Consider the following 16,869-nt stretch of genomic DNA (forward strand, 5'->3'; position numbering starts at 1 on the left):
GGGTTTGTGGGCGTGCGGGGACGACGGCGGCGGTCGCGTGGGCGTGGGCGGACGACCCCGGATCGGCGTTGGTTTTCCGGTGTGCGTGGGTGTGCGGACTGAGATCTCGGGTCAACGCGACTTCGAGTGGCACGGGCAGGTGCGGTAGCCGCGAGGGCGGCGATGGTTCGTGTGGATTCGGCCGGCCCCGGGGTCGATCAGGCCGGCTCTGAAGAGTCCGTAGGTGACCCGGCGCAGCGCGGCCGCTTCGAGTTCGTCGCGAAGCGGGCCGCCGCGCAGCAGTGCGTCGGGGCCCAGCAGGCCCTCGACGACGGCCAGGGCACCGGCGGTGTCGCCGTGGTCCAGGCGTTCGCGGACGCCGGCGAGGCAGTTCGGACGGCGGTGCGCCTCGTCGATTACCTGTAGACAGGGAAGCGGCGTGCCGGTCAGCGCGACCAGCAGTTCCTCTCTTCGGATTTCGGCCGGGTCGTGGTCCAGCGGCGCCAGGACTCCGTCGACCAGACCGATCCGGTGGCGGGCGCCCCGGCATTCCACCGGATGCGGTTGGCCTGCCGGGTCCGGGATTCGGGACGGTGCGGCCGGCGGGTGGTCCGGTACCAGCGCCGAGGCGACCAGCGGGTGCAGCCGATCGACCTCGATCGCACCGGCGCGGAGCAGCGCCAGGTCCGGGAGCACCCAGGTCGCCGCGTCGGGCAGGATCGGCAGCCCGGCAGTGCCGCGGCCGGCCGACGCCGGCGCGATCCGCGGTGCGGGCGGCCCGAGGTCGTTGCCGTCGGCGGCCGGGTCCAGGGACAGCCGATGCCGGCCGTCGAGCCGCACGTGGACGGTGCCGTCGGACCGGCCCTCGGCCCGGAGCAGAATCCGCGCCTCGGCGGCCCAGCGGTCGACGGCGCAAAGGTGCGCGTACGGCAGCGTCCCGAGCGGATCCGGTGCCGGGGTCGGGGCCGGAGCCGAATCCGGGACGCAACGGCCGTCGGCGGGCAGCCGGTCGGCTCCCGAGCGGACGCGCAGCTCATCGGTCCTGCGCCCGTCCCACAGGTGGCGGTGCAGGTCGAGGCGGAACCGCCGGTTGGGTTGGGGGTGGGGGTACGACCGAGGAAGGGCATCGGCCCGGTCGGGCGATCCGTCCCACAGGGCGAGGCTGATCCGCTGACCGGCATCCGCCCACGCCGGCGGCGTCCTGGCCACCAGGTACACCGGATCCCGGCCGGCACGGCCGTCGTCGTCCTCGCCGTCGTACCGCGCCAGGGCAAGGGTCAGCCCCGGCCTCAGCAGCCCGTCGGGGGCGATCCTCGGCATGTGCCAACGCAGCAGATCGGGAGCCAAGTGGCGCAGATCGTCCCGGACTCGGGCTGCGAGGTCCCGGCCGTGCGTGCGTGCCACGGAACGTGGATGCACGTCGACGTCGATACCCGCGGCGGCACACGCCCCCGCCCAGTCGCCGACGCGGCGGCGAGCGGTCGCAGTTTCGATCATGGAGGGCGGCACGGCGAACTCGCGCACGCGCAGCCAAAAGGAATGCCGGGAATCCCTGTTCGCGATCCGAGTGAGCATCAGCACTCACCTTGCGCGGACGGGACCCCCATTTCGTGAACAGAAGGAGTGATCATCGCCGAGGAGCCTACCTCCCGTGACCCCGTTGCGCCAGGTGCCGCTCCGGAGGGAGCATCGACCGGGCCCTGGAAGTGACCTGCGGAGACGGCTGGTTGGCCGTGACGCCGGCGGGGTCACCGGGCGATCGGGCAACCCGGTACCACGGCAGCGGTCGGGGCGGTCGATGGAGCCGGCCGCGCGGAGAAGGCTCGCAGGCTCGGGCAGCCGGCGCCGGATTCGCGCGCGACCCAATACCACAGGTCCGGTCCGGCGCGGACGGGCCGACATCGGGGCGACTTCGTTTCGAAGTGGGTATTTTCGGGATTTCCACCCGGCGGACTTTCGGATACTTCAAACTCGACAGCACGGGGGCGATCCGGTTGATGCACGGCCGGCCGAGGCCACGCTCGCGATCGGCGCATGGCGAGTGGACAGGGCGAGTTCCGGAAACCGTCGGACCCCGGTATGGGAAGCAGCTTCGTATCCTCCCGGTTCCGGGAGGGAGTTTGCGGGTGCGCGTTCGCGTCCCGAGGATCGGAGTGCCCGATGTCGGAACTGATGACCGCAGCGGCTCAGATCGTCCCCTACGTCACCGCCGCGGCGGCCACGATGGGAATGCAGGTGCTCGCGTCGACTCAGGACCAGCTGGCCGACGGTGCCGTCCACCGTGGTCGGGCTTTCCTGGGCCGGCTCCTACCGAGACGCGACGATGCCCCGGAGCGGGCCGCGAGCGATGTCGAGCCGGCGACTCGAGCCATCGCGAGCCTGACCGCGAGCGACCGGGAGGCCTTGGAACTCGCCATCGGTACCTGGCTCGACGCCCGTGACCTCAGTGCCTCGGCCCTGACCCGGTGCATCGAGCAGGCCGCGCGTTCGATGTCCGGTCGGGGCGGCGGCGCGCACGCCTACGGCCCCGGCGCGATCGCGATCGAGCGGGTGATGGGCGACGTCCACGGCGGATACCGACCGGGACCGGTCCAGGGCACGTGAGCGCGACACCCGACGCCGACGACACCCCGGATCGGTTATCGGCCGACTCCCGGGGCCGCGGAGCGATCGCCATCGCCCAGGTGGTGGGCAACATCATCGTCAGCATCTTCGCCGATGGCGCCAAAAAGTGGAGCCTGCCGCCCTTTTACGTGGTCATCGCGCTGGTGGCCGTTGCCCTGCTCCGGAATCCGGGAGGCCCGCAGGACCAGTTCTCGTGGACCTATGCGCTGATGGGCGCCGCCGTCCTGGCGACCGGGTTGCGCGCGTTGGCGATCGTGGGGTCGGAGCGGGGGCGCGTGTTGATCACCGTGGTCTCCTTCACTTGCGTGGTGGCCGCCCTCGTGTGGACGGAGTACCTGCGCTCTCACGGCGAGGTCGACGTCACCGGCCGGGTCGCGATCTCACCCTCGGGCCCGGTATCGGACGGCGGTCGAATCGACGTCGTGATCGACGGGGCGCCACGCCGTAGCCATCTGCGGCTGACCCTCGCGGTCGAAGACGCCGACCCTCGAACCCAGTCCTGCGTACCGGAGACGACGCTCGGCTTGATCCTCACCGGCCGAGGGCGCCCCGTCGTGGTGGAGCAGGTCACCGGAGGTAGCGCCGTCGATCTTCCGCTCGGCGGATTCCGCAGCGTCGTCAGCGCCACGGTGACGGTGCATGCCGACAAGGGCTGTGTCATGAACGTGTCCGTGGCGACTGCGGTCCTGCACGACTGAGGGAGACAAACGAAACCGATGAACGGGACGACCCTTCGACGCCGGGCCGCGTGCCTGCTGCTCACCGCACTGATTCTCGTCGGTTGTACAGCCGGTCCCTCCGACCCGCTGTTCCTCGGCAAGTCCACGATCTCGGTGGGCATGCACAACGATCTTCCCGGTGTCTCCCTGCTCGACAGCTACCGTCGATCCGGCACCGACTATCTGCTCGAGCAGATGATCGAGAAGGAGTTGGGCATCAAGTCGATCAGCCCCACGGAGGTATCCTCCGCCGACCGGATTCCGAAGCTGGTCGCCGGCAAGGTCGACATGGTGGTCGGGTCCTTCTCCATCACCGCCGAGCGCATGAAGGACATCGACTTCGTCGGCCCGTACCTCACCACCCGCCAGGGATTCCTGGTCGGCCCGGACGGCGCGAACGTCAGGTTCATGTCGGACCTCAACGGCAAACGCGTGTGCGCGTGGGAGGGAACCACGTCCGAAGACGCTCTGGACCAGTTGAGGAGCGCCAACATCGACGTACTGACCGTGGCCGACGCGAAGGGGTGCGTCGAAGCGCTGAAGGGCGGTCAGGTATCGGCGATCTCGACGGATCAGACCATTCTGTACGGCCTCGCGAACCTGAACACCGCCGCCGGATTTCGCGTGGTCCCCGACCTGACCATCGGGGCACCGCAGCATTACGGCATCGGACTCCCGAAGGGTCACCGCAGCGACTGCCGACGCCTGAAGGCGATCGTCAAGCGCTACGTGGAAAGCAGTACCTGGATCGCGGACGTCCAGATCTCGCTGCCCCAGATACCGGCACAGGACCCGGGCTGGATCAATCACTACAAGCCGAACTCCGCAGCCATCGACGCGCGTTCGTGCCGCGACACGGCAAGCGCGTAACCACCGTCGGGAGACGCGGTCGACGACGCCGGTCGGTCGTGGGCGATGTCAGTGGACGACGCTCGGGCCGGGCGGAAGCACCGCGCCCGGGCGCCCCGCCCCGCCGGCGCGCGGTGCCCGCCTCGTCCAACGCCTCAGCGAAGCCCGCGACCCGGCGACCGGCTGCCGAGCGGGTGGCGAAACGGGGCGGAGTGGCGGGGCGGGGCAGCGTTGCAGCAGCCCTTCAGGGGAGTCGGGGTGGGCGTAGAACATCGCTTCTTCGTCGCTCGTCACCCGGAACCCTGCCCGACCGGCCGCCCCGCCGCCACGGTATGAACGCCCGGCCCCCGCCAACATCATTTGAGGTCGGCACGGGCATCGCGCATGTGCCCCTTCAGCAACGCCAGGAACTCCGCGAGGTCACAGAAGGCAGCCCTGATGCCGTCCTCGTCCACGTCGTAGACGCGGCCCAGGAGCGATCCGCCGCCCATCATGTAGACCCGTCCGTCGGTTGTCATCGCGATCAGGTCACCGCCGCCGTTCGTACCGAAGACGACGATGTCGTCTTCGATGGCCCCGACGACCTTGGTGGGGTGCACATCGCCGGCACCCTGGACCAGGGACTCGACGGAGGCGACGAAGAACCCGTAGTGGACATCGGGGAGGCTGACCTCGCCCACGACGCCGTAGAAGTCCGCCAACGGCGCGGGCAAGAGGCCGCCGGCGTGCACGGCGGCCCGGCGCGCTCGGTCGTCGGCCAAGGTGACGTAGTTGTCGCCGGGCTCGAATCCGTGCGTCGACTCGAAATCACGCGTGAACTCGGCAGCGAGCTGCACCATCTCCGCAGCCCATCCGTTCATTGCTTCTCCCAGGAGTAGGCCCCGGCACAGGACTGTACGGAGCCGTGCGGACAAGCTGTGTCAGAGGGTACGTCGGGCGCCCCCGGGTGAACCTCCCGCTGCTGATGGCCAAGTTCCGGGACCGGATGGCCGACTGGTTCCGGGAGTGACTCGTGGCCCCATCCGAGGAACTTGGGTTCCAAAGGTGGTCGCAACACCTGACCCTGCGGGGTGTTGCGATGGCCGAGCCGCGTCGAACATCGAAGAAGCGCGGACCTGCTCCGTTGGCGGACAAGCGAGGGCGAACGACCTGCACGGGCCCCGAGCAGCGGCCACACTCGGCCGCGAGGAAAGCCCGTGGTGGGGCCAAAACTCGTCCGTGAAGCCACTTCGGGTTCGGCCGCGCGTACACGCTCGGCACCGGCACTACGCATCGCATGCCGGCGACGAGGCGACCAGCCCGCCGCCCCACGTCTGCGCGAGCGCGATCGACGCCTGGTGCAACACGAACACGACGCAGGCCCACCCGATACGGCCGCGTAGCGGACGAGCAACCCGGCGCGGAGCGAACGGGCACCACCGCCCCGGTCAGTGCGCGCCCGGCCTCACATCGACCATCGCAGAGCCGTGTCGTAGTCGGCCGTGGCAAGCACCCGGTGGCGGAGGCGTTCGTGCAGCGTGTTGCGCAGGGCGAGTACGCGTGGGGCCGTGGAGCCGGGGAGGAGTGGGCCCCGGTACTGGTCGAGGAGGGTGTCGATCGGGGTGGTGGGGATGGACAGCGCTCGGTCGAGGTCGAGGAAGTCGGCTTCGACATCGCCGGTCAGGCGGTAGGGGTCGGAGGCCAGGCGGTGGCCCAGGATCGGGCGTAGCCGGGCGAGTTCGGCACGGATGGTGGCCGGGCGGCCGGCCGGCCCGTGGACCGCCTCGGTGATCGCCCTGGCCGTCATGCCTCCCGGTTCGCTCAGCAGGGCGATGACGATCTCCGCGTGGCGCGGGGTGAGTTCGTGGGTGGCGCCGGCGATTTCCAGGCGGGCCCGACGCAGGCCCAGCGCGCGCAAGCGCAGCGGTGCGGTGGTCAGGGCGCCGGCTGTGGAGTCCTCGGCGATCAGGAGGAACAGGCCGCCTGCGGCGAGGCGTTCGACCAGGACCGGCTGTCCGTCGGGGAGCAGCAGTCGGCCCTCGGACGGCGGGCCGGGCAGGTGGCGCGGGAGCCAGCCGGGTGGATCCGAGCGCACGATGCGCCCCTGGGGGTCGGCGATCGCACTTCGGGTGCCGAGGCGGCGGGCGATCCGCTCCGTGTAGCGGCTGCTCACCCGGGCCTCCTCGCGCAGCCGGATCGTCTCCAGTTCCGACTGGGCCAGCCGACGGGCGGTGTCCAGGAGTGGTATCGCCAGGGGTTGCCAGTGCCGCTCGGGGCAGGTGAAGTCGAGGATGCCCAGCAGTTCGCCGCCGGCCGGGTCGTGGATGGGGGTGGCGGTGCAGGTGTACGCGGTGGCCGCGGACAGGAAGTGCTCGGCGCCGAACACCTGGAACGGACGACCGGTTGCGAGCGTCGTGCCGACCCCGCTCGTGCCCGCCGCGTCCTCGCTCCACAGCGCTCCGGGCAGCAGATGCACGCGTTCGGCCGAGCGCAGCGTGGCCGAGTCGCCTTGGACCCAGAGCAGATGTCCTCGGGCGTCGCTGAGAAACAGGAGCCGGCCCGGGTCTGCGGTGAGGCCGCCCAGCGAGCGGCGCAACAGCGGCCAGATCGGGCTCAGCGGGTGTTCCTCGCGGTGTCGGATCAGTTCGTCGTCGTCGAGGGTGACCGGCGGGAGATAGGAGTCCGGCGGCAGGCCGTGTCGCCGCGCGCGTGACCAGGAGGCCCGGATCGGGTCTCGTACGTCCCGCGCCGATCCACCGCCCAGGGCCCGATCGCGCGCCTTCGGTAGCGCCATATGACCATCATGCCGGCGCGGCACGAACTCCTTCGGCCCGGATGTGTAAGCGGAATCCACAACGTCGGTGCAGATCGGCCGGCCGAGGCGGTCCGCGTCAGCCCCGCGCGGGACGCATCGCCCGAATCGGCGGTACCGCGCCACACCTCCATCCGGCCGAGGCAGTCGGCTTCCGACCCATACCCCACGCACCGGCCGAATCCGCGATGATGCCCGCTCCATCTCGCCCGGCCGCCGCCCGGCGCAGCCCACGCACCGGGCGGGTATGCGGAATGTGCAACGTCGTTGCAACCCCCCGTCGGCGTCTGGTGGAAGGAGTGTGCGCTCGCACAGACTGCGTGGCGCGGGTCGGCGACTCGGCGGCCGAGATCGAAGGAGAGACGGTGCCCTATCTGGAGTTGTCCGATGCCGTTCCGTTGTACTACGAGGAGCACGGTGCGGGCCGGCCGGTGTTGTTGCTGCACGGCTGGACGATGAACAGCACCTTCTGGGCGGGCAATGTCGCCGCTCTGGCGGCGGAGAATCGGGTGATCCTTGCCGACTTTCGCGGGCACGGGCGTTCGGGTAAGACGCCCGAGGGGCATTCGTTGGCCCAATACGCCCGTGATGTCCACGAGTTGGTCCGGGCGTTGGATCTGTCCGAGCTGACGGTGGTGGGCTGGTCCATGGGGACTTCGGTACTGCTGTCGTATGTGCGGCAGTTCGGCTGTGACGGGCTGCGCGGCGCGGTGTTCGTCGATCAGTCTCCGTGTTTCCTGGATGCTCCGGGCTGGGATTTCCCGTTGCAGGGTGGCTACTCGGCCTCCGATCTCGCGGTGTTCGCGCAGACGGTTCGGCACGCCCGGCCGCTTGCGATCAAGCCGTTCATCCAGGCGTGTTTCGCCGAGCCGCCGGGGGCGGAGGCGGTGGACGCGGCCTATGCGGAGACGACCCAGACGCACACCTCCTCCGCGCTGGATGTGTGGATGGACATGGCGCATTCGGACTGGCGGGCGGTGCTGCCCGAGGTGAGTGTGCCGACGCTGCTCGTCTACGGCGAGCGCAGTCGGATCTTCCCCGGGGACCTGGCCGGTTGGCTGGCCGGGGTTTTGCCCGACGCGCGAGTGGCGAAGTTCTCTGCGAGCGGGCATGTGCCCTTCGTTGAGGAACGCGAGCAATTCGACGCCGTCGTCATGGATTTCCTCCGCCGCTGACCTTCCGGGTGGCGATGCGGAGGAAGATGCGGACCGCCCGGCGGGTATCCCCGCCTCGCCCGATTCGGGCGGCCCGCGGCCCGCGATTCGCGCGTCGACAGTCGGGAAGGCCGATGATTGTGATGCCTGACCAGACACCGGGTGGCAGGCCTTACGGCGGCTGCCCGGCGGACGCACGAGCGGCGGTCGTACGGAGATCGGATACGCGGACGTCAGGCACACGGGGGCCGGACGTACGGGGACCGGGCGTACGACCGCCGGCGCGGGTGCCTGCGGCCAGGGCGCCGGCGGAGTCGACTCAGCCGGCGCGGGTGCCCTGGTCTCGGTTGTCCGGGTTACGCAGCGATCTGCCGCATCCCGCGCGGATGTACGACCACTACCTCAACGGCAAGAACAGCCTCGCGATCGATCGCGGCGCAGCGGCGGATGTGCTCGCTCTGGCGCCGGAGGTCCGCGGCATGGCCTTCGCGAATCGGGCGTTCCTGCGGCGTGCGGTGTCGTTCGCGGCCGGGTGCGGGATCCGGCAGTTCCTGGACGTCGGGGTGGGTCTGCCGGCGGCCGGCGACACCTACGAGTGCGCGGTGCTCGCGACCGAGGAGGCACGGGCGGTGTACGTCGACAACGATCCGCTGGTGCTCGCGCACGCCCGCGCGTTGTCCGCCCGGCCCGGTCGGGTGCACGTGGTGGAAGGTGATCTTCGTGATCCCGGGGCGCTGTTGGAACGGGCGGCCGGGCGGTCCGGGTTGGACTTCCGGCGGCCGGTGGCGGTGGTGCTGACCGCGGTGTTGCACTACCTGTCGGATGCGGACGACCCGCGGTCCGTGGTGGGCGAGTTGATGGCGGCCACGGTGCCCGGCAGTGCGCTGGTGCTCTCGCATGTCGCCGCCGATCTGCGTCCGGAGGCCGCCCGGGCCACGGCCGAGACGTATCGGCATTCGGCGGCCCCGCTGTTTCCGCGCGCCCTGCGGGACGTACGCGCCTTCTTCGCCGGACTGAGCCTCGTCGATCCCGGAGTGGTCCCGATCTCGTCCTGGCGAGCGGACCGTCTGCCGCGCCCGCATGCGGACCGCCAGTGGATGTACGCGGGGGTCGGCCGCAAGTCGACGGCGGGCCTGCACGGGTCCTGACCTGGGCAGATCAGGACCCGCCGGCGAACCCGATCAGCTCGACGACGCCGTACCGCCGTTGGTGGCCGTACCGGGCCGGGCAATCGGCGGACTCGGGATGGGCATCGCGTCGACCCGGGCGCGGTGGAGCCGCCTTCGACGGCGCCACCGCGCAGCAGCATGCGTGAACACGCCTGCTCGCTCACCCACGACGAGGGCCCGCATCCCGCCGCTACTGCCCCTTGGTCCTGCGACGTCGTCGTCCGCCGGCAGCACCGCGGGCCGCCTCGCCTCGTCCGCCGCCTCCCGTGCCCGACCCCCGTCGGTCGGGGACGAGGGTAGGGGAGGTACGAAGACCCCGTGACCGGCGAGCAGCGCGAGGTCGGCGTCGCCCATCGCCGCGACCACGCCCAGGATCGGGATGCCCAGGATCACGTTGCGGGCGCCGGAGAAGGCCGGTACTTCTCCGTAAGGATCCATGACGACCGGCCGAAACGCGTGTGGCCGTGTCGTGTGCCGATTTCGGGAATCCGTCGCGGGCTTCGGGAATCCGTCGTCGGTATCCTCGATCGGATCCGACGCGATCGGATTCGATCCGTCCGCCCTCCCGGTCGAGGGCGCCCGGCCTTGATGGGGCGGCGTTTTTCGGGATTCTCTTCGCTTCCGGCCGTCATCCTCATCAGCGTGCTCGGGGGATGTCAACCGGCAAATCGGCGGCGGCAGTTCGCGGATTCGGCGCCGCTCGTTCAACTGCGGCGGCGCCACGGTTGAACACGGTCGGGCCCTGCTCGCAGGCATCGTCCCAGGTGGTCGCGTTGAGCCCGGTGGTCGCCCGATGACATGGTGGACCTCGGCGAGCCCGCCGGTTCGACGCCCGCTACGGTCGGGACGCGTACCCTCGGGCCGGCGCGGCCCGGGAGCGGCATCTCGTTCCCGACGGCGAATGGAACCCATCGACCATGCCTTACCTGCACGCCAATGGCATCCGTCTTTCCTACGAGCGCTCCGGTCGAGGGGAAAGCGTTCTTCTCATCATGGGGTCGGGCGCCGCGGGTCGCGTCTGGACCATGCATCAAACGCCCGCGCTGCATCGCGCGGGATTCGAGACGATCGTCTTCGACAATCGGGGAATCGCACCCTCGGATGTGCCGCCGGGGAAATACTCGTTCGCGGACATGGTGGCCGATACCAAGGGCCTGATCGACGCTTTGGATCTGGCTCCTTGTCGCCTCGTCGGGCTTTCCCTCGGGGCCCTGATCGCGCAGGAACTCGCCGTGCGCCACCCGGAGTCGGTGCACAGTGCGGTGCTCATCGCCACCCGGGCCCGCTCGGACGCCTTCCGGCGCGCGCAGACCCTCGCGGATCGGTCGGTGGCCCAGGACGGTGTGCGCCTGCCGCCCGCCTACCGCGCGTTGGACACGGCGATGCTCATGTTGTCGCCGACCACCTTGAACAACGATGCCGCGGCCGCGATGTGGCTGGAGGTTTTCGAGCTGGCCGGCGACGCGGACGCCTCGGCCGGCCAGGCGTGGGTGGATTTGGACGTGGATCGGCGTGCGGAGTTGGGCCGGATCGACGTGCCGTGTCGGGTCGTGGCTTTCGCCGACGACGTGATCGCTCCCGTGCATCTGGCCGCCGAGGTGGCCGAAGCCATCCCGAACTGCGACCTCGTCACGATCCCCGACGCGGGCCATCTGGGCCACCTGGAACGTCCCGAGGAGGTCAACTCGGTCATCGTCGAGTTCCTCGAAAAGCACCGAGAGGAAGTGCCGTGAGCATGGCTGGTCACCCGCGAACTGGAGAGCGGCACCCACCGACTCGTCTGGAACCAGAGCGTGACGCGCGCACGCCGGCTCGCGGTCAAGCTCGCCGTGATCACCGTCGCCACGCTGGTCGTCACCGGCCTCTTCAGCGCCCTGCCGACCTGGGCGGCCCGCCCCTACGACCGGCTCCAGGGCACCCGATTCACCCCACTGGTCTTCGACGCGCGCAACCTCGTGCCGCTGGGCTACGCCGTCTTCGCGTTCGCCCTGGGCACCACCATCGGTCTGCTGATCCGACGCACGCTGCCGGCCATGGCCGTCACGCTCGTGCTCTTCGCCGTCGTCCAGGTGGTGATGCCGTACGTGCGGCCCCACCTGCTCCCGGCCAAGCAGACCGCGGTCGCGGTGAACGGAACCACGCTCCCCCGCGCCGGCAGCTTCATCCTGGACGGCGACGCAGGCGGACCGGACGAACGGGTCTCCACCGGCGCGACGCTGCGCATCGAGGACTACCGCATGCCCGGCGCCTGGGTACTGACCGGATCCACCAAGATCCGCGCCACCGACGGCAAGCCCGTCACCACCGGCCCCGCGGTGCAGAACTGCCTGGAGCCCGCGCAGTCCGGGTTTGGCCGAGTCCGGCGCGTGCCTGGCCGCGCAGAACCTGCACTTCGACGTGAAGTACCAGCCCGCCGGCCGGTACTGGACGTTCCAGTGGGCCGAGACCGCGATCTTCCTCGGCGGGGCCCTGCTGCTCGCGGGTTTCTCGCTCTGGCGCATCCCCCGCAACCTCACCTGAGCCGGCGGGCGGTCGGTCCCGAGCGGCCACCGTCCGGCCCCGCACCGCCCGGAGACGGGATCGGCCGACCGCGTACCCACGCGGTCGGCCCGATCGCACGTGCGGGTCCGCGCCGGTTCTCAGGCCTGCTGCGAAGGCGAAGGCCGAGACGGTGCCGAGCCGGCGCACCGCGACGTCACCAGCGCCATTCCTGCCGCCCGAACAGGTGCCCGGCCTTGATCCCGTGATCGGCACACCAGGTCAGGAACTCCTGGACCTGCTTGAGCTGGTACGTGTCCTCGTTGTTATACGGGCACTCTTTCGAGGGACTCCGCGCCGGGTTTCCCGTGACTAGGCTTCTCGTCGGTTCCATGATGCAAATGCAGGTGGCTTTGCACGACGGTGGTCGCGTCCGTGATCGCGCCGTGCGGGTCACGAGCGGGCGGGAGCGGAAAGGGTGATGAGGATGCGTGCCGGCAACGGGGATCCGGCGGACTCGTTCGGGTCCGTGACGTGGGTGAAGAGCAGTGCAAGCACGGCCGAGGGCAACTGCGTGGAACTGGCCGCGCTGCCCGGCGGGGGGATCGCGGTCCGCAATTCCCGGTTCGCGCGAGGGCCGGCCCTGGTCTACTCGCGAGCGGAGCTCGCCGCGTTCGTGGCGGGCGCCAAGAGCGGCGAGTTCGACTCCTTGATCGACTGACCTCGGCGGTTCGACCGGATTTCGACCGGCCGGATCGACGGACACGCGAGTTCCGACTCGGAATAATGGCGCGCGTCGACACGCCCATTCCTGGAGCCCGCATGTCCGCCGACCGCCCGGCCCGCGCCCCGTCGATGGCACCCGTGGTGTCCCTGACCCAGCAAAGCAGTCCGGCCGCCGCTGTGAAGGTCCTGGGCGCCACGCTGCGCAAGTTGCGCCTGGACAACGGCAGGGGACTCAAGGACGCCGCCGAGGCGATTCGGGCGTCGATGTCCAAGATCAGCAGATTGGAGCGGGGGGAGAGCCCGCCGCGTGCCCGGGACGTCTTCGATCTGGTCCGCTTCTACGGCGTCCACGACGAAGAATCCCTTTCCGAGATAGAGGAGTTGCTGAAGAAGGCGCTGGAGCGCGCGTGGTGGAGCCACTACAGCGACGTGATGCCGGGCTGGTTGGCCCGGTTGATCGGCATGGAGGACGCGGCGACCAAGATCGACACGTACGAGGTGCATGTCGTTCCGGGCCTGTTGCAGGTGCCCGCGTACACCCGTGCGATCGTGCGGACCGGACTGCCCCGCGCGGCCGACGAGGAGGTCGAGCGGCGGATCGAACTACGGCGTCAACGGCAGGCGTTGCTCGCCGACGAGCGCCGCCCGGACCTGACCGCACTGTTGGACGAAGGCATTTTGCGGCGGCCGGTCGGCGGTCCGGAGGTGATGGCCGAGCAGATGCGGCATCTGTTGGCGGAGTCGGCCCGGGACCGGATCAACATCCGCGTCGTGCGCTTCGACCGGGCGGCCAGCATCACCCCGCCGTCGCCGATGACATACCTGCGCTTCGCCTCGGGTGGGCCGAGCGAGATGATCTACCTGGAACAGGCCAACAGCGCCACGTACTTGAGCAGGCGCGCGGACATCGACGCCTACCGGGAGATCCTGCTGCGGCTCTGGGCCGTGGCCGAGGACCGCCTGTCCAGCCAACGGATGTTGCGCGACGCCGAGCAGCACTTCGCAGCCGCCGGGCCGGGTCCCGCCGGTGGTCGGACCCCGCCCGAATAGGCGGTCCACCCGCCGCGGCGGGCCCGGTCAGGGAATCCGGGCCAGGCCGCCGTACTCGATCCACTCGTCGGTCTCCTGCCTCGCGGTGACATGCGAGTCGGGCCGCCACGTGGAGACCTCGACCAGCCCCGGCTCCAGGATGGTCAGCCCATCGAAGTAGTGGTCCACCTGGGCGGGTTCACGCACCCGGCCCCAGTTGTTCCCGGTCGCCTCGGCCATGAAGTCGCTGACCCCGTCCCGAATCGCCGGATCGTCGCTGACCAGCTGGCAGATCACCATGAAGCTGCCCGAGGGCAGCCGCTCGGCGACCCGACGGATCATCGCGGCGGGCTCGGCCGATTCGGGCAGGCAGTGCAAGACCGACACGAACAGCGCGGCGACCGGTTCCTCGAGACGAATCAGCCGTTTGACGTCGGGGTGCTCGAAGATGCCCTCGGTGTCGGTCATGTTCGCCTGGATCACCGCGGTGTTGTCGTTCTCCTCCAGCAACATCCGGCCGTGCGCCAACACGATGGGGTCGTTGTCGACGTAGACCACCCGAGCCGTGGGGTCCACGCCCTGGGCCACCTGGTGCACGTTCTCCCGGGTCGGCAGGCCGGATCCGTGGTCCAGGAACTGCCGTATCCCGTATTCGGCGGCCAGCACCCGTACCACTCGTTGCAGGAACGCCCGGTTGTTGCGCGCGAGTTCGCGAGTGCTCGGCACGATCTTGAGCAGTTCCTCGCAGGCCGACCGATCGGCGGGATAGTTGTCCGTGCCGCCGAGGTACCAGTCGTACATCCGGGCCGCGCTGGGTGTGTCCACGTCGATCTCGAAAACGTGTTTCTCCCCGTGCCCCATTCCGCCCCCTCGTTTTTCCCGCCCGCCGGTGCACCGCGGCCATCCCGGCGCCCACGGGCCATGCTAGGTCCGCGGGTCGTCCGAGGGCAGGTACTCGTTCGAGAAGCACCCCCCGCGCGTTCGCGGCGTGAAACGGTGGGAGCGAGGGAGACGGCGACGGGGAAGGAAGGGGCCGCGCCGGAGCGTTCGCGCGACCCGTGTCGTCATCGATCGCGAGGCCCGGGCCCGGGGGCACCGTCGGGGCCGCGTTCGAGGGCCTTGACCACGTCGGTGGGCAGGCTGCGTTCGGCCAGCACCAGGTGCGCCGCCACCTCGGGCGGATCGGTGCCCATCAGATCGGCGGTCGCGGTGAGCGTCATGCCCAGCCGATAGTGCAGCATCACCGCGTCCGCCTGCGGCCACGGCAGTGCGTCGTGCAGGGAGTTCGGCGCGGGCCCGGGCGAGCGGGTGACCGCGCGGCCCAGGATGCGCCAGGCACCGGCGGTCGGGTTCGGCCCGCGCAGGATGTCCGCCCAGTTCGTGGCCAGTTCCGCGACCGCCGACTGCACGGCCCGCTCGCCGCGGACCGGATCGCCCACCCGCAGGTGGGCGTACTGCGCCCAGCGCGCCCGGTGCAGCAGGCAGAACGCGGCGAAGTCGAGCGGAGCACGGGACCGCCCGACGAGCGCGACGCCGACGATGCCGGGTCGGCCCGGAGCCGCGTCACGGGACATCGGCACCGCCGCCATGGGCCGGGGAATCCGGGTCGAGGTCGCCGCGCCGGGCGCGCGAGCCCGGGTCGGCACCGCCGGAGCGCGCGTGCACCCCCGGGCCGGGTGCGCCGAGCGCGGCGAACAAGAGTCCGCCGGCCGGGAATCCGGCGTCGCCCAGGCGGGTCAGCACGCCGTAGTGCACATGGGTCCACAACCTGCGCACCACGTCCGGATCTGCGCCCAGGCGCTCGACCAGGATCTCGGCGCCGACCCGATCGGGGATCAGTTCGCCGGCCAGGATCCGCGCCGGCGTGTCGGCGGTCAGCGGAGCCGTGCCCAGCGACTGCGGCGCGGGTCGACCGGCGGCCAACCACAACCCGCGCAACATCGCCGCCAACAGCTGTACCAGGTCCCGCAGTTCGCGCCGGATGCCGTGATCGATGCCGCGCGAACACTCCCACAGCGCACGCAGCTCGTGGGCGTCACCGCCCAGCTTCCCGACCAGCGTCTCGACCACCGGCCACGACGCCCACACCTCTCCGGACAGGATCCGGGCCAGAAACCCCTCGCCGATTCCGGCCTGCCAGGCCAGGTCCGCCACGGCGATCCCGTCGAGCCGGCGCAGTTCGCGCAACGCCGCGGCCAACCGCTCCCCCGCGTGCTGCGAGCAGGACAGGTCCTCGTCGCCGCCGGCATCCGCGCCGGGCTGCGCCCGTGCGCCCAGTCGCGCGGCCAATTGCGCGGACCACTCCGGGCGCAGCGGCGTCGACGCGGCCGGGCGCGCCTCGCCCACCACCGCCCGATATCGCCGGGTCTCCCCGCTCAGCCGATCCGCGTACGCCAGACGCACCCGCAACGGCTCGCGGGTGCGCTCGGCCTCCTCCAGTGCGCAAGCCACCCGGCGCAGGACCTGCACGATGCCCGCCTCCAGACCCCGCGGGTCGGCCGGTTCGGCCGGCGCCGGCATCCCGCGCTCGCGCTCGCGCTCGCGCACCCTCTGCGCGCGCCGTCGACACGTCGGGTCGCAGTACAGCCGCTTGCGGCCGGTCGCCTTGCGCTGGGCGAAACGCCGCCCGCACGCCGCGCACCTGGTGATGCCCCTTCCGGCGTTCATCCCCTGGTTCTCCTTCCGGTTCCGGGCGAGGCGATCACGGGATCCGCCGGGTCCGCGGCGCGCGGCCGGAGCAGGACGTGCGCAGTCTCCGCACTTCCCGTTGTTTCCCCGGGGAGAAACCCCGGAATGGTACCTTCGGGAATCGTCGGAGGTGGCTGGAAAACCCTCCGGCGGATAATTCGATCAACATGTGGGATTCCTTGATCGTTGTTCCCGACGACCCCGGAGCGGTGACCGCCGCCCGGGGTCATTCGACGTTTCGGAAGCTACTCCCAGACTTTCCCGGACATCAACGAATCCGCAGAAATGCAAATGCACGGAGACCGTCCCCGAGCGCCCGAAGCGATCGAGGACGTCCTGTCGATCCGACAGCATCGACCGATCGACGCGCCGAGAACCGCAGGTCTCGGGCCATAAAAGCGCACACGCCAACGAGACTCGATCGGAAAACGTCAAAGCCTCGGAACGGCTCGATTTCCACGCCCATCATGGAGAGAACGCCCGATTCGTCGAATCCACTCTCCCGGGTGACACCCATGCAATTGCATATGCAAAAGGACGACCTCTGTCCGCACTCGGAAATCCGGACGATACCGACGGCCGTTCCGCCGGACACACTTCCGGGTCCGCTCCGGCGCACCCGCACGCCCGCGCCGGCCGCCGCGCACACGCCCGCGGATCGC

16 protein-coding genes are annotated in these 16,869 nt (G+C 70.4%); 9 read left to right on the top strand and 7 right to left on the bottom strand.

The window, feature by feature from the left end:
• Window positions 1–111: 111 nt before the first annotated feature.
• Window positions 112–1,554, bottom strand: a complete 1,443-nt coding sequence (locus ABZS54_RS25560) for a hypothetical protein (RefSeq protein WP_355540480.1) — start codon at window positions 1,552–1,554, stop codon at window positions 112–114.
• A 585-nt stretch (window positions 1,555–2,139) separates the two neighbouring features.
• On the opposite strand from ABZS54_RS25560, the gene ABZS54_RS25565 reads away from it, so the two are divergent.
• Genes ABZS54_RS25565 through ABZS54_RS25575 form a run of 3 tightly spaced genes read left to right on the top strand, consistent with a single transcriptional unit; the run spans window position 2,140 to window position 4,193 of the window.
• Window positions 2,140–2,583, top strand: coding sequence for a hypothetical protein (locus ABZS54_RS25565; protein ID WP_355540483.1), 444 nt, complete (start codon window positions 2,140–2,142; stop codon window positions 2,581–2,583).
• The gene (locus ABZS54_RS25570; protein WP_355540486.1) at window positions 2,580–3,302 is read left to right on the top strand and encodes a hypothetical protein; all 723 of its coding nucleotides are present in this window, start codon (window positions 2,580–2,582) and stop codon (window positions 3,300–3,302) included. The genes ABZS54_RS25565 and ABZS54_RS25570 overlap by 4 nt, the downstream gene beginning before the upstream one ends.
• Before the next feature lie 18 nt (window positions 3,303–3,320).
• The gene (locus ABZS54_RS25575) at window positions 3,321–4,193 is read left to right on the top strand and encodes a transporter substrate-binding domain-containing protein (RefSeq protein WP_355540489.1); all 873 of its coding nucleotides are present in this window, start codon (window positions 3,321–3,323) and stop codon (window positions 4,191–4,193) included.
• A 335-nt stretch (window positions 4,194–4,528) separates the two neighbouring features.
• On the opposite strand, the gene ABZS54_RS25580 is transcribed toward ABZS54_RS25575, so the two are convergent.
• A complete protein-coding gene (locus tag ABZS54_RS25580) occupies window positions 4,529–5,032 on the bottom strand; it encodes a hypothetical protein (RefSeq protein WP_355540492.1) in 504 nt (167 codons plus the stop codon).
• A 584-nt stretch (window positions 5,033–5,616) separates the two neighbouring features.
• Window positions 5,617–6,945: a GAF domain-containing protein gene (locus tag ABZS54_RS25585; protein ID WP_355540495.1), complete on the bottom strand. Its 1,329-nt coding sequence runs from the start codon at window positions 6,943–6,945 to the stop codon at window positions 5,617–5,619.
• Between the two features lie 317 nt (window positions 6,946–7,262).
• Here ABZS54_RS25585 and ABZS54_RS25590 point away from each other — a divergent pair, with 317 nt between their 5' ends.
• Together ABZS54_RS25590 and ABZS54_RS25595 are read left to right on the top strand one after the other, a co-directional pair.
• The gene (locus ABZS54_RS25590) at window positions 7,263–8,138 is read left to right on the top strand and encodes an alpha/beta hydrolase (protein ID WP_355540498.1); all 876 of its coding nucleotides are present in this window, start codon (window positions 7,263–7,265) and stop codon (window positions 8,136–8,138) included.
• A gap of 311 nt (window positions 8,139–8,449) precedes the next feature.
• On the top strand, window positions 8,450–9,265 hold the full coding sequence (locus ABZS54_RS25595; RefSeq protein WP_355540501.1) for an SAM-dependent methyltransferase: 816 nt from the start codon (window positions 8,450–8,452) through the stop codon (window positions 9,263–9,265).
• 33 nt (window positions 9,266–9,298) lie between these two features.
• Here ABZS54_RS25595 and ABZS54_RS25600 read toward each other — a convergent pair whose 3' ends face one another.
• Window positions 9,299–9,724, bottom strand: a complete 426-nt coding sequence (locus ABZS54_RS25600; protein ID WP_355540503.1) for a hypothetical protein — start codon at window positions 9,722–9,724, stop codon at window positions 9,299–9,301.
• 479 nt (window positions 9,725–10,203) lie between these two features.
• Between ABZS54_RS25600 and ABZS54_RS25605 the strand changes: the two genes are divergently transcribed.
• The 4 genes from ABZS54_RS25605 (at window position 10,204) to ABZS54_RS25620 (ending at window position 13,540) form a co-directional block, all read left to right on the top strand.
• On the top strand, window positions 10,204–11,019 hold the full coding sequence (locus ABZS54_RS25605) for an alpha/beta hydrolase (RefSeq protein WP_355540506.1): 816 nt from the start codon (window positions 10,204–10,206) through the stop codon (window positions 11,017–11,019).
• A gap of 6 nt (window positions 11,020–11,025) precedes the next feature.
• On the top strand, window positions 11,026–12,033 hold the full coding sequence (locus tag ABZS54_RS25610) for an ABC transporter permease subunit (protein WP_355540530.1): 1,008 nt from the start codon (window positions 11,026–11,028) through the stop codon (window positions 12,031–12,033).
• Window positions 12,034–12,245: 212 nt separating this feature from the next.
• On the top strand, window positions 12,246–12,485 hold the full coding sequence (locus tag ABZS54_RS25615; protein ID WP_355540509.1) for a DUF397 domain-containing protein: 240 nt from the start codon (window positions 12,246–12,248) through the stop codon (window positions 12,483–12,485).
• A 101-nt stretch (window positions 12,486–12,586) separates the two neighbouring features.
• Window positions 12,587–13,540 (top strand): helix-turn-helix transcriptional regulator, encoded by a 954-nt coding sequence (locus ABZS54_RS25620; protein ID WP_355540512.1) that lies wholly within the window; start codon window positions 12,587–12,589, stop codon window positions 13,538–13,540.
• A 27-nt stretch (window positions 13,541–13,567) separates the two neighbouring features.
• Here ABZS54_RS25620 and ABZS54_RS25625 read toward each other — a convergent pair whose 3' ends face one another.
• From ABZS54_RS25625 to ABZS54_RS25635, 3 genes are all read right to left on the bottom strand, one after another.
• Complete coding sequence (locus tag ABZS54_RS25625; RefSeq protein ID WP_355540515.1) at window positions 13,568–14,380, bottom strand: SAM-dependent methyltransferase; 813 nt, start codon at window positions 14,378–14,380, stop codon at window positions 13,568–13,570.
• 203 nt (window positions 14,381–14,583) lie between these two features.
• The gene (locus ABZS54_RS25630; protein WP_355540518.1) at window positions 14,584–15,099 is read right to left on the bottom strand and encodes a hypothetical protein; all 516 of its coding nucleotides are present in this window, start codon (window positions 15,097–15,099) and stop codon (window positions 14,584–14,586) included.
• Complete coding sequence (locus ABZS54_RS25635; RefSeq protein WP_355540521.1) at window positions 15,083–16,186, bottom strand: helix-turn-helix transcriptional regulator; 1,104 nt, start codon at window positions 16,184–16,186, stop codon at window positions 15,083–15,085. Before ABZS54_RS25635 ends, ABZS54_RS25630 begins: the two co-directional genes overlap by 17 nt.
• Window positions 16,187–16,869: the final 683 nt, after the last annotated feature.

Origin of the sequence: Embleya sp. NPDC005575 (genome assembly GCF_040605455.1) — a bacterium.
In the GTDB taxonomy this organism is placed as follows: domain Bacteria; phylum Actinomycetota; class Actinomycetes; order Streptomycetales; family Streptomycetaceae; genus Embleya.

What these genes read in the sequence shown, in the direction of transcription:
- ABZS54_RS25560 (WP_355540480.1), bottom strand. Translation starts at nt 1,554, where the DNA reads ATGCTCACTCGGATCGCGAACAGGGATTCCCGGCATTCCTTTTGGCTG.
- ABZS54_RS25565 (WP_355540483.1), top strand. Translation starts at nt 2,140, where the DNA reads ATGTCGGAACTGATGACCGCAGCGGCTCAGATCGTCCCCTACGTCACC.
- ABZS54_RS25575 (WP_355540489.1), top strand. Translation starts at nt 3,321, where the DNA reads ATGAACGGGACGACCCTTCGACGCCGGGCCGCGTGCCTGCTGCTCACC.
- ABZS54_RS25580 (WP_355540492.1), bottom strand. Translation starts at nt 5,032, where the DNA reads ATGAACGGATGGGCTGCGGAGATGGTGCAGCTCGCTGCCGAGTTCACG.
- ABZS54_RS25585 (WP_355540495.1), bottom strand. Translation starts at nt 6,945, where the DNA reads ATGGCGCTACCGAAGGCGCGCGATCGGGCCCTGGGCGGTGGATCGGCG.
- ABZS54_RS25600 (WP_355540503.1), bottom strand. Translation starts at nt 9,724, where the DNA reads ATGGATCCTTACGGAGAAGTACCGGCCTTCTCCGGCGCCCGCAACGTG.
- ABZS54_RS25605 (WP_355540506.1), top strand. Translation starts at nt 10,204, where the DNA reads ATGCCTTACCTGCACGCCAATGGCATCCGTCTTTCCTACGAGCGCTCC.
- ABZS54_RS25615 (WP_355540509.1), top strand. Translation starts at nt 12,246, where the DNA reads ATGAGGATGCGTGCCGGCAACGGGGATCCGGCGGACTCGTTCGGGTCC.
- ABZS54_RS25620 (WP_355540512.1), top strand. Translation starts at nt 12,587, where the DNA reads ATGTCCGCCGACCGCCCGGCCCGCGCCCCGTCGATGGCACCCGTGGTG.
- ABZS54_RS25625 (WP_355540515.1), bottom strand. Translation starts at nt 14,380, where the DNA reads ATGGGGCACGGGGAGAAACACGTTTTCGAGATCGACGTGGACACACCC.
- ABZS54_RS25635 (WP_355540521.1), bottom strand. Translation starts at nt 16,186, where the DNA reads ATGAACGCCGGAAGGGGCATCACCAGGTGCGCGGCGTGCGGGCGGCGT.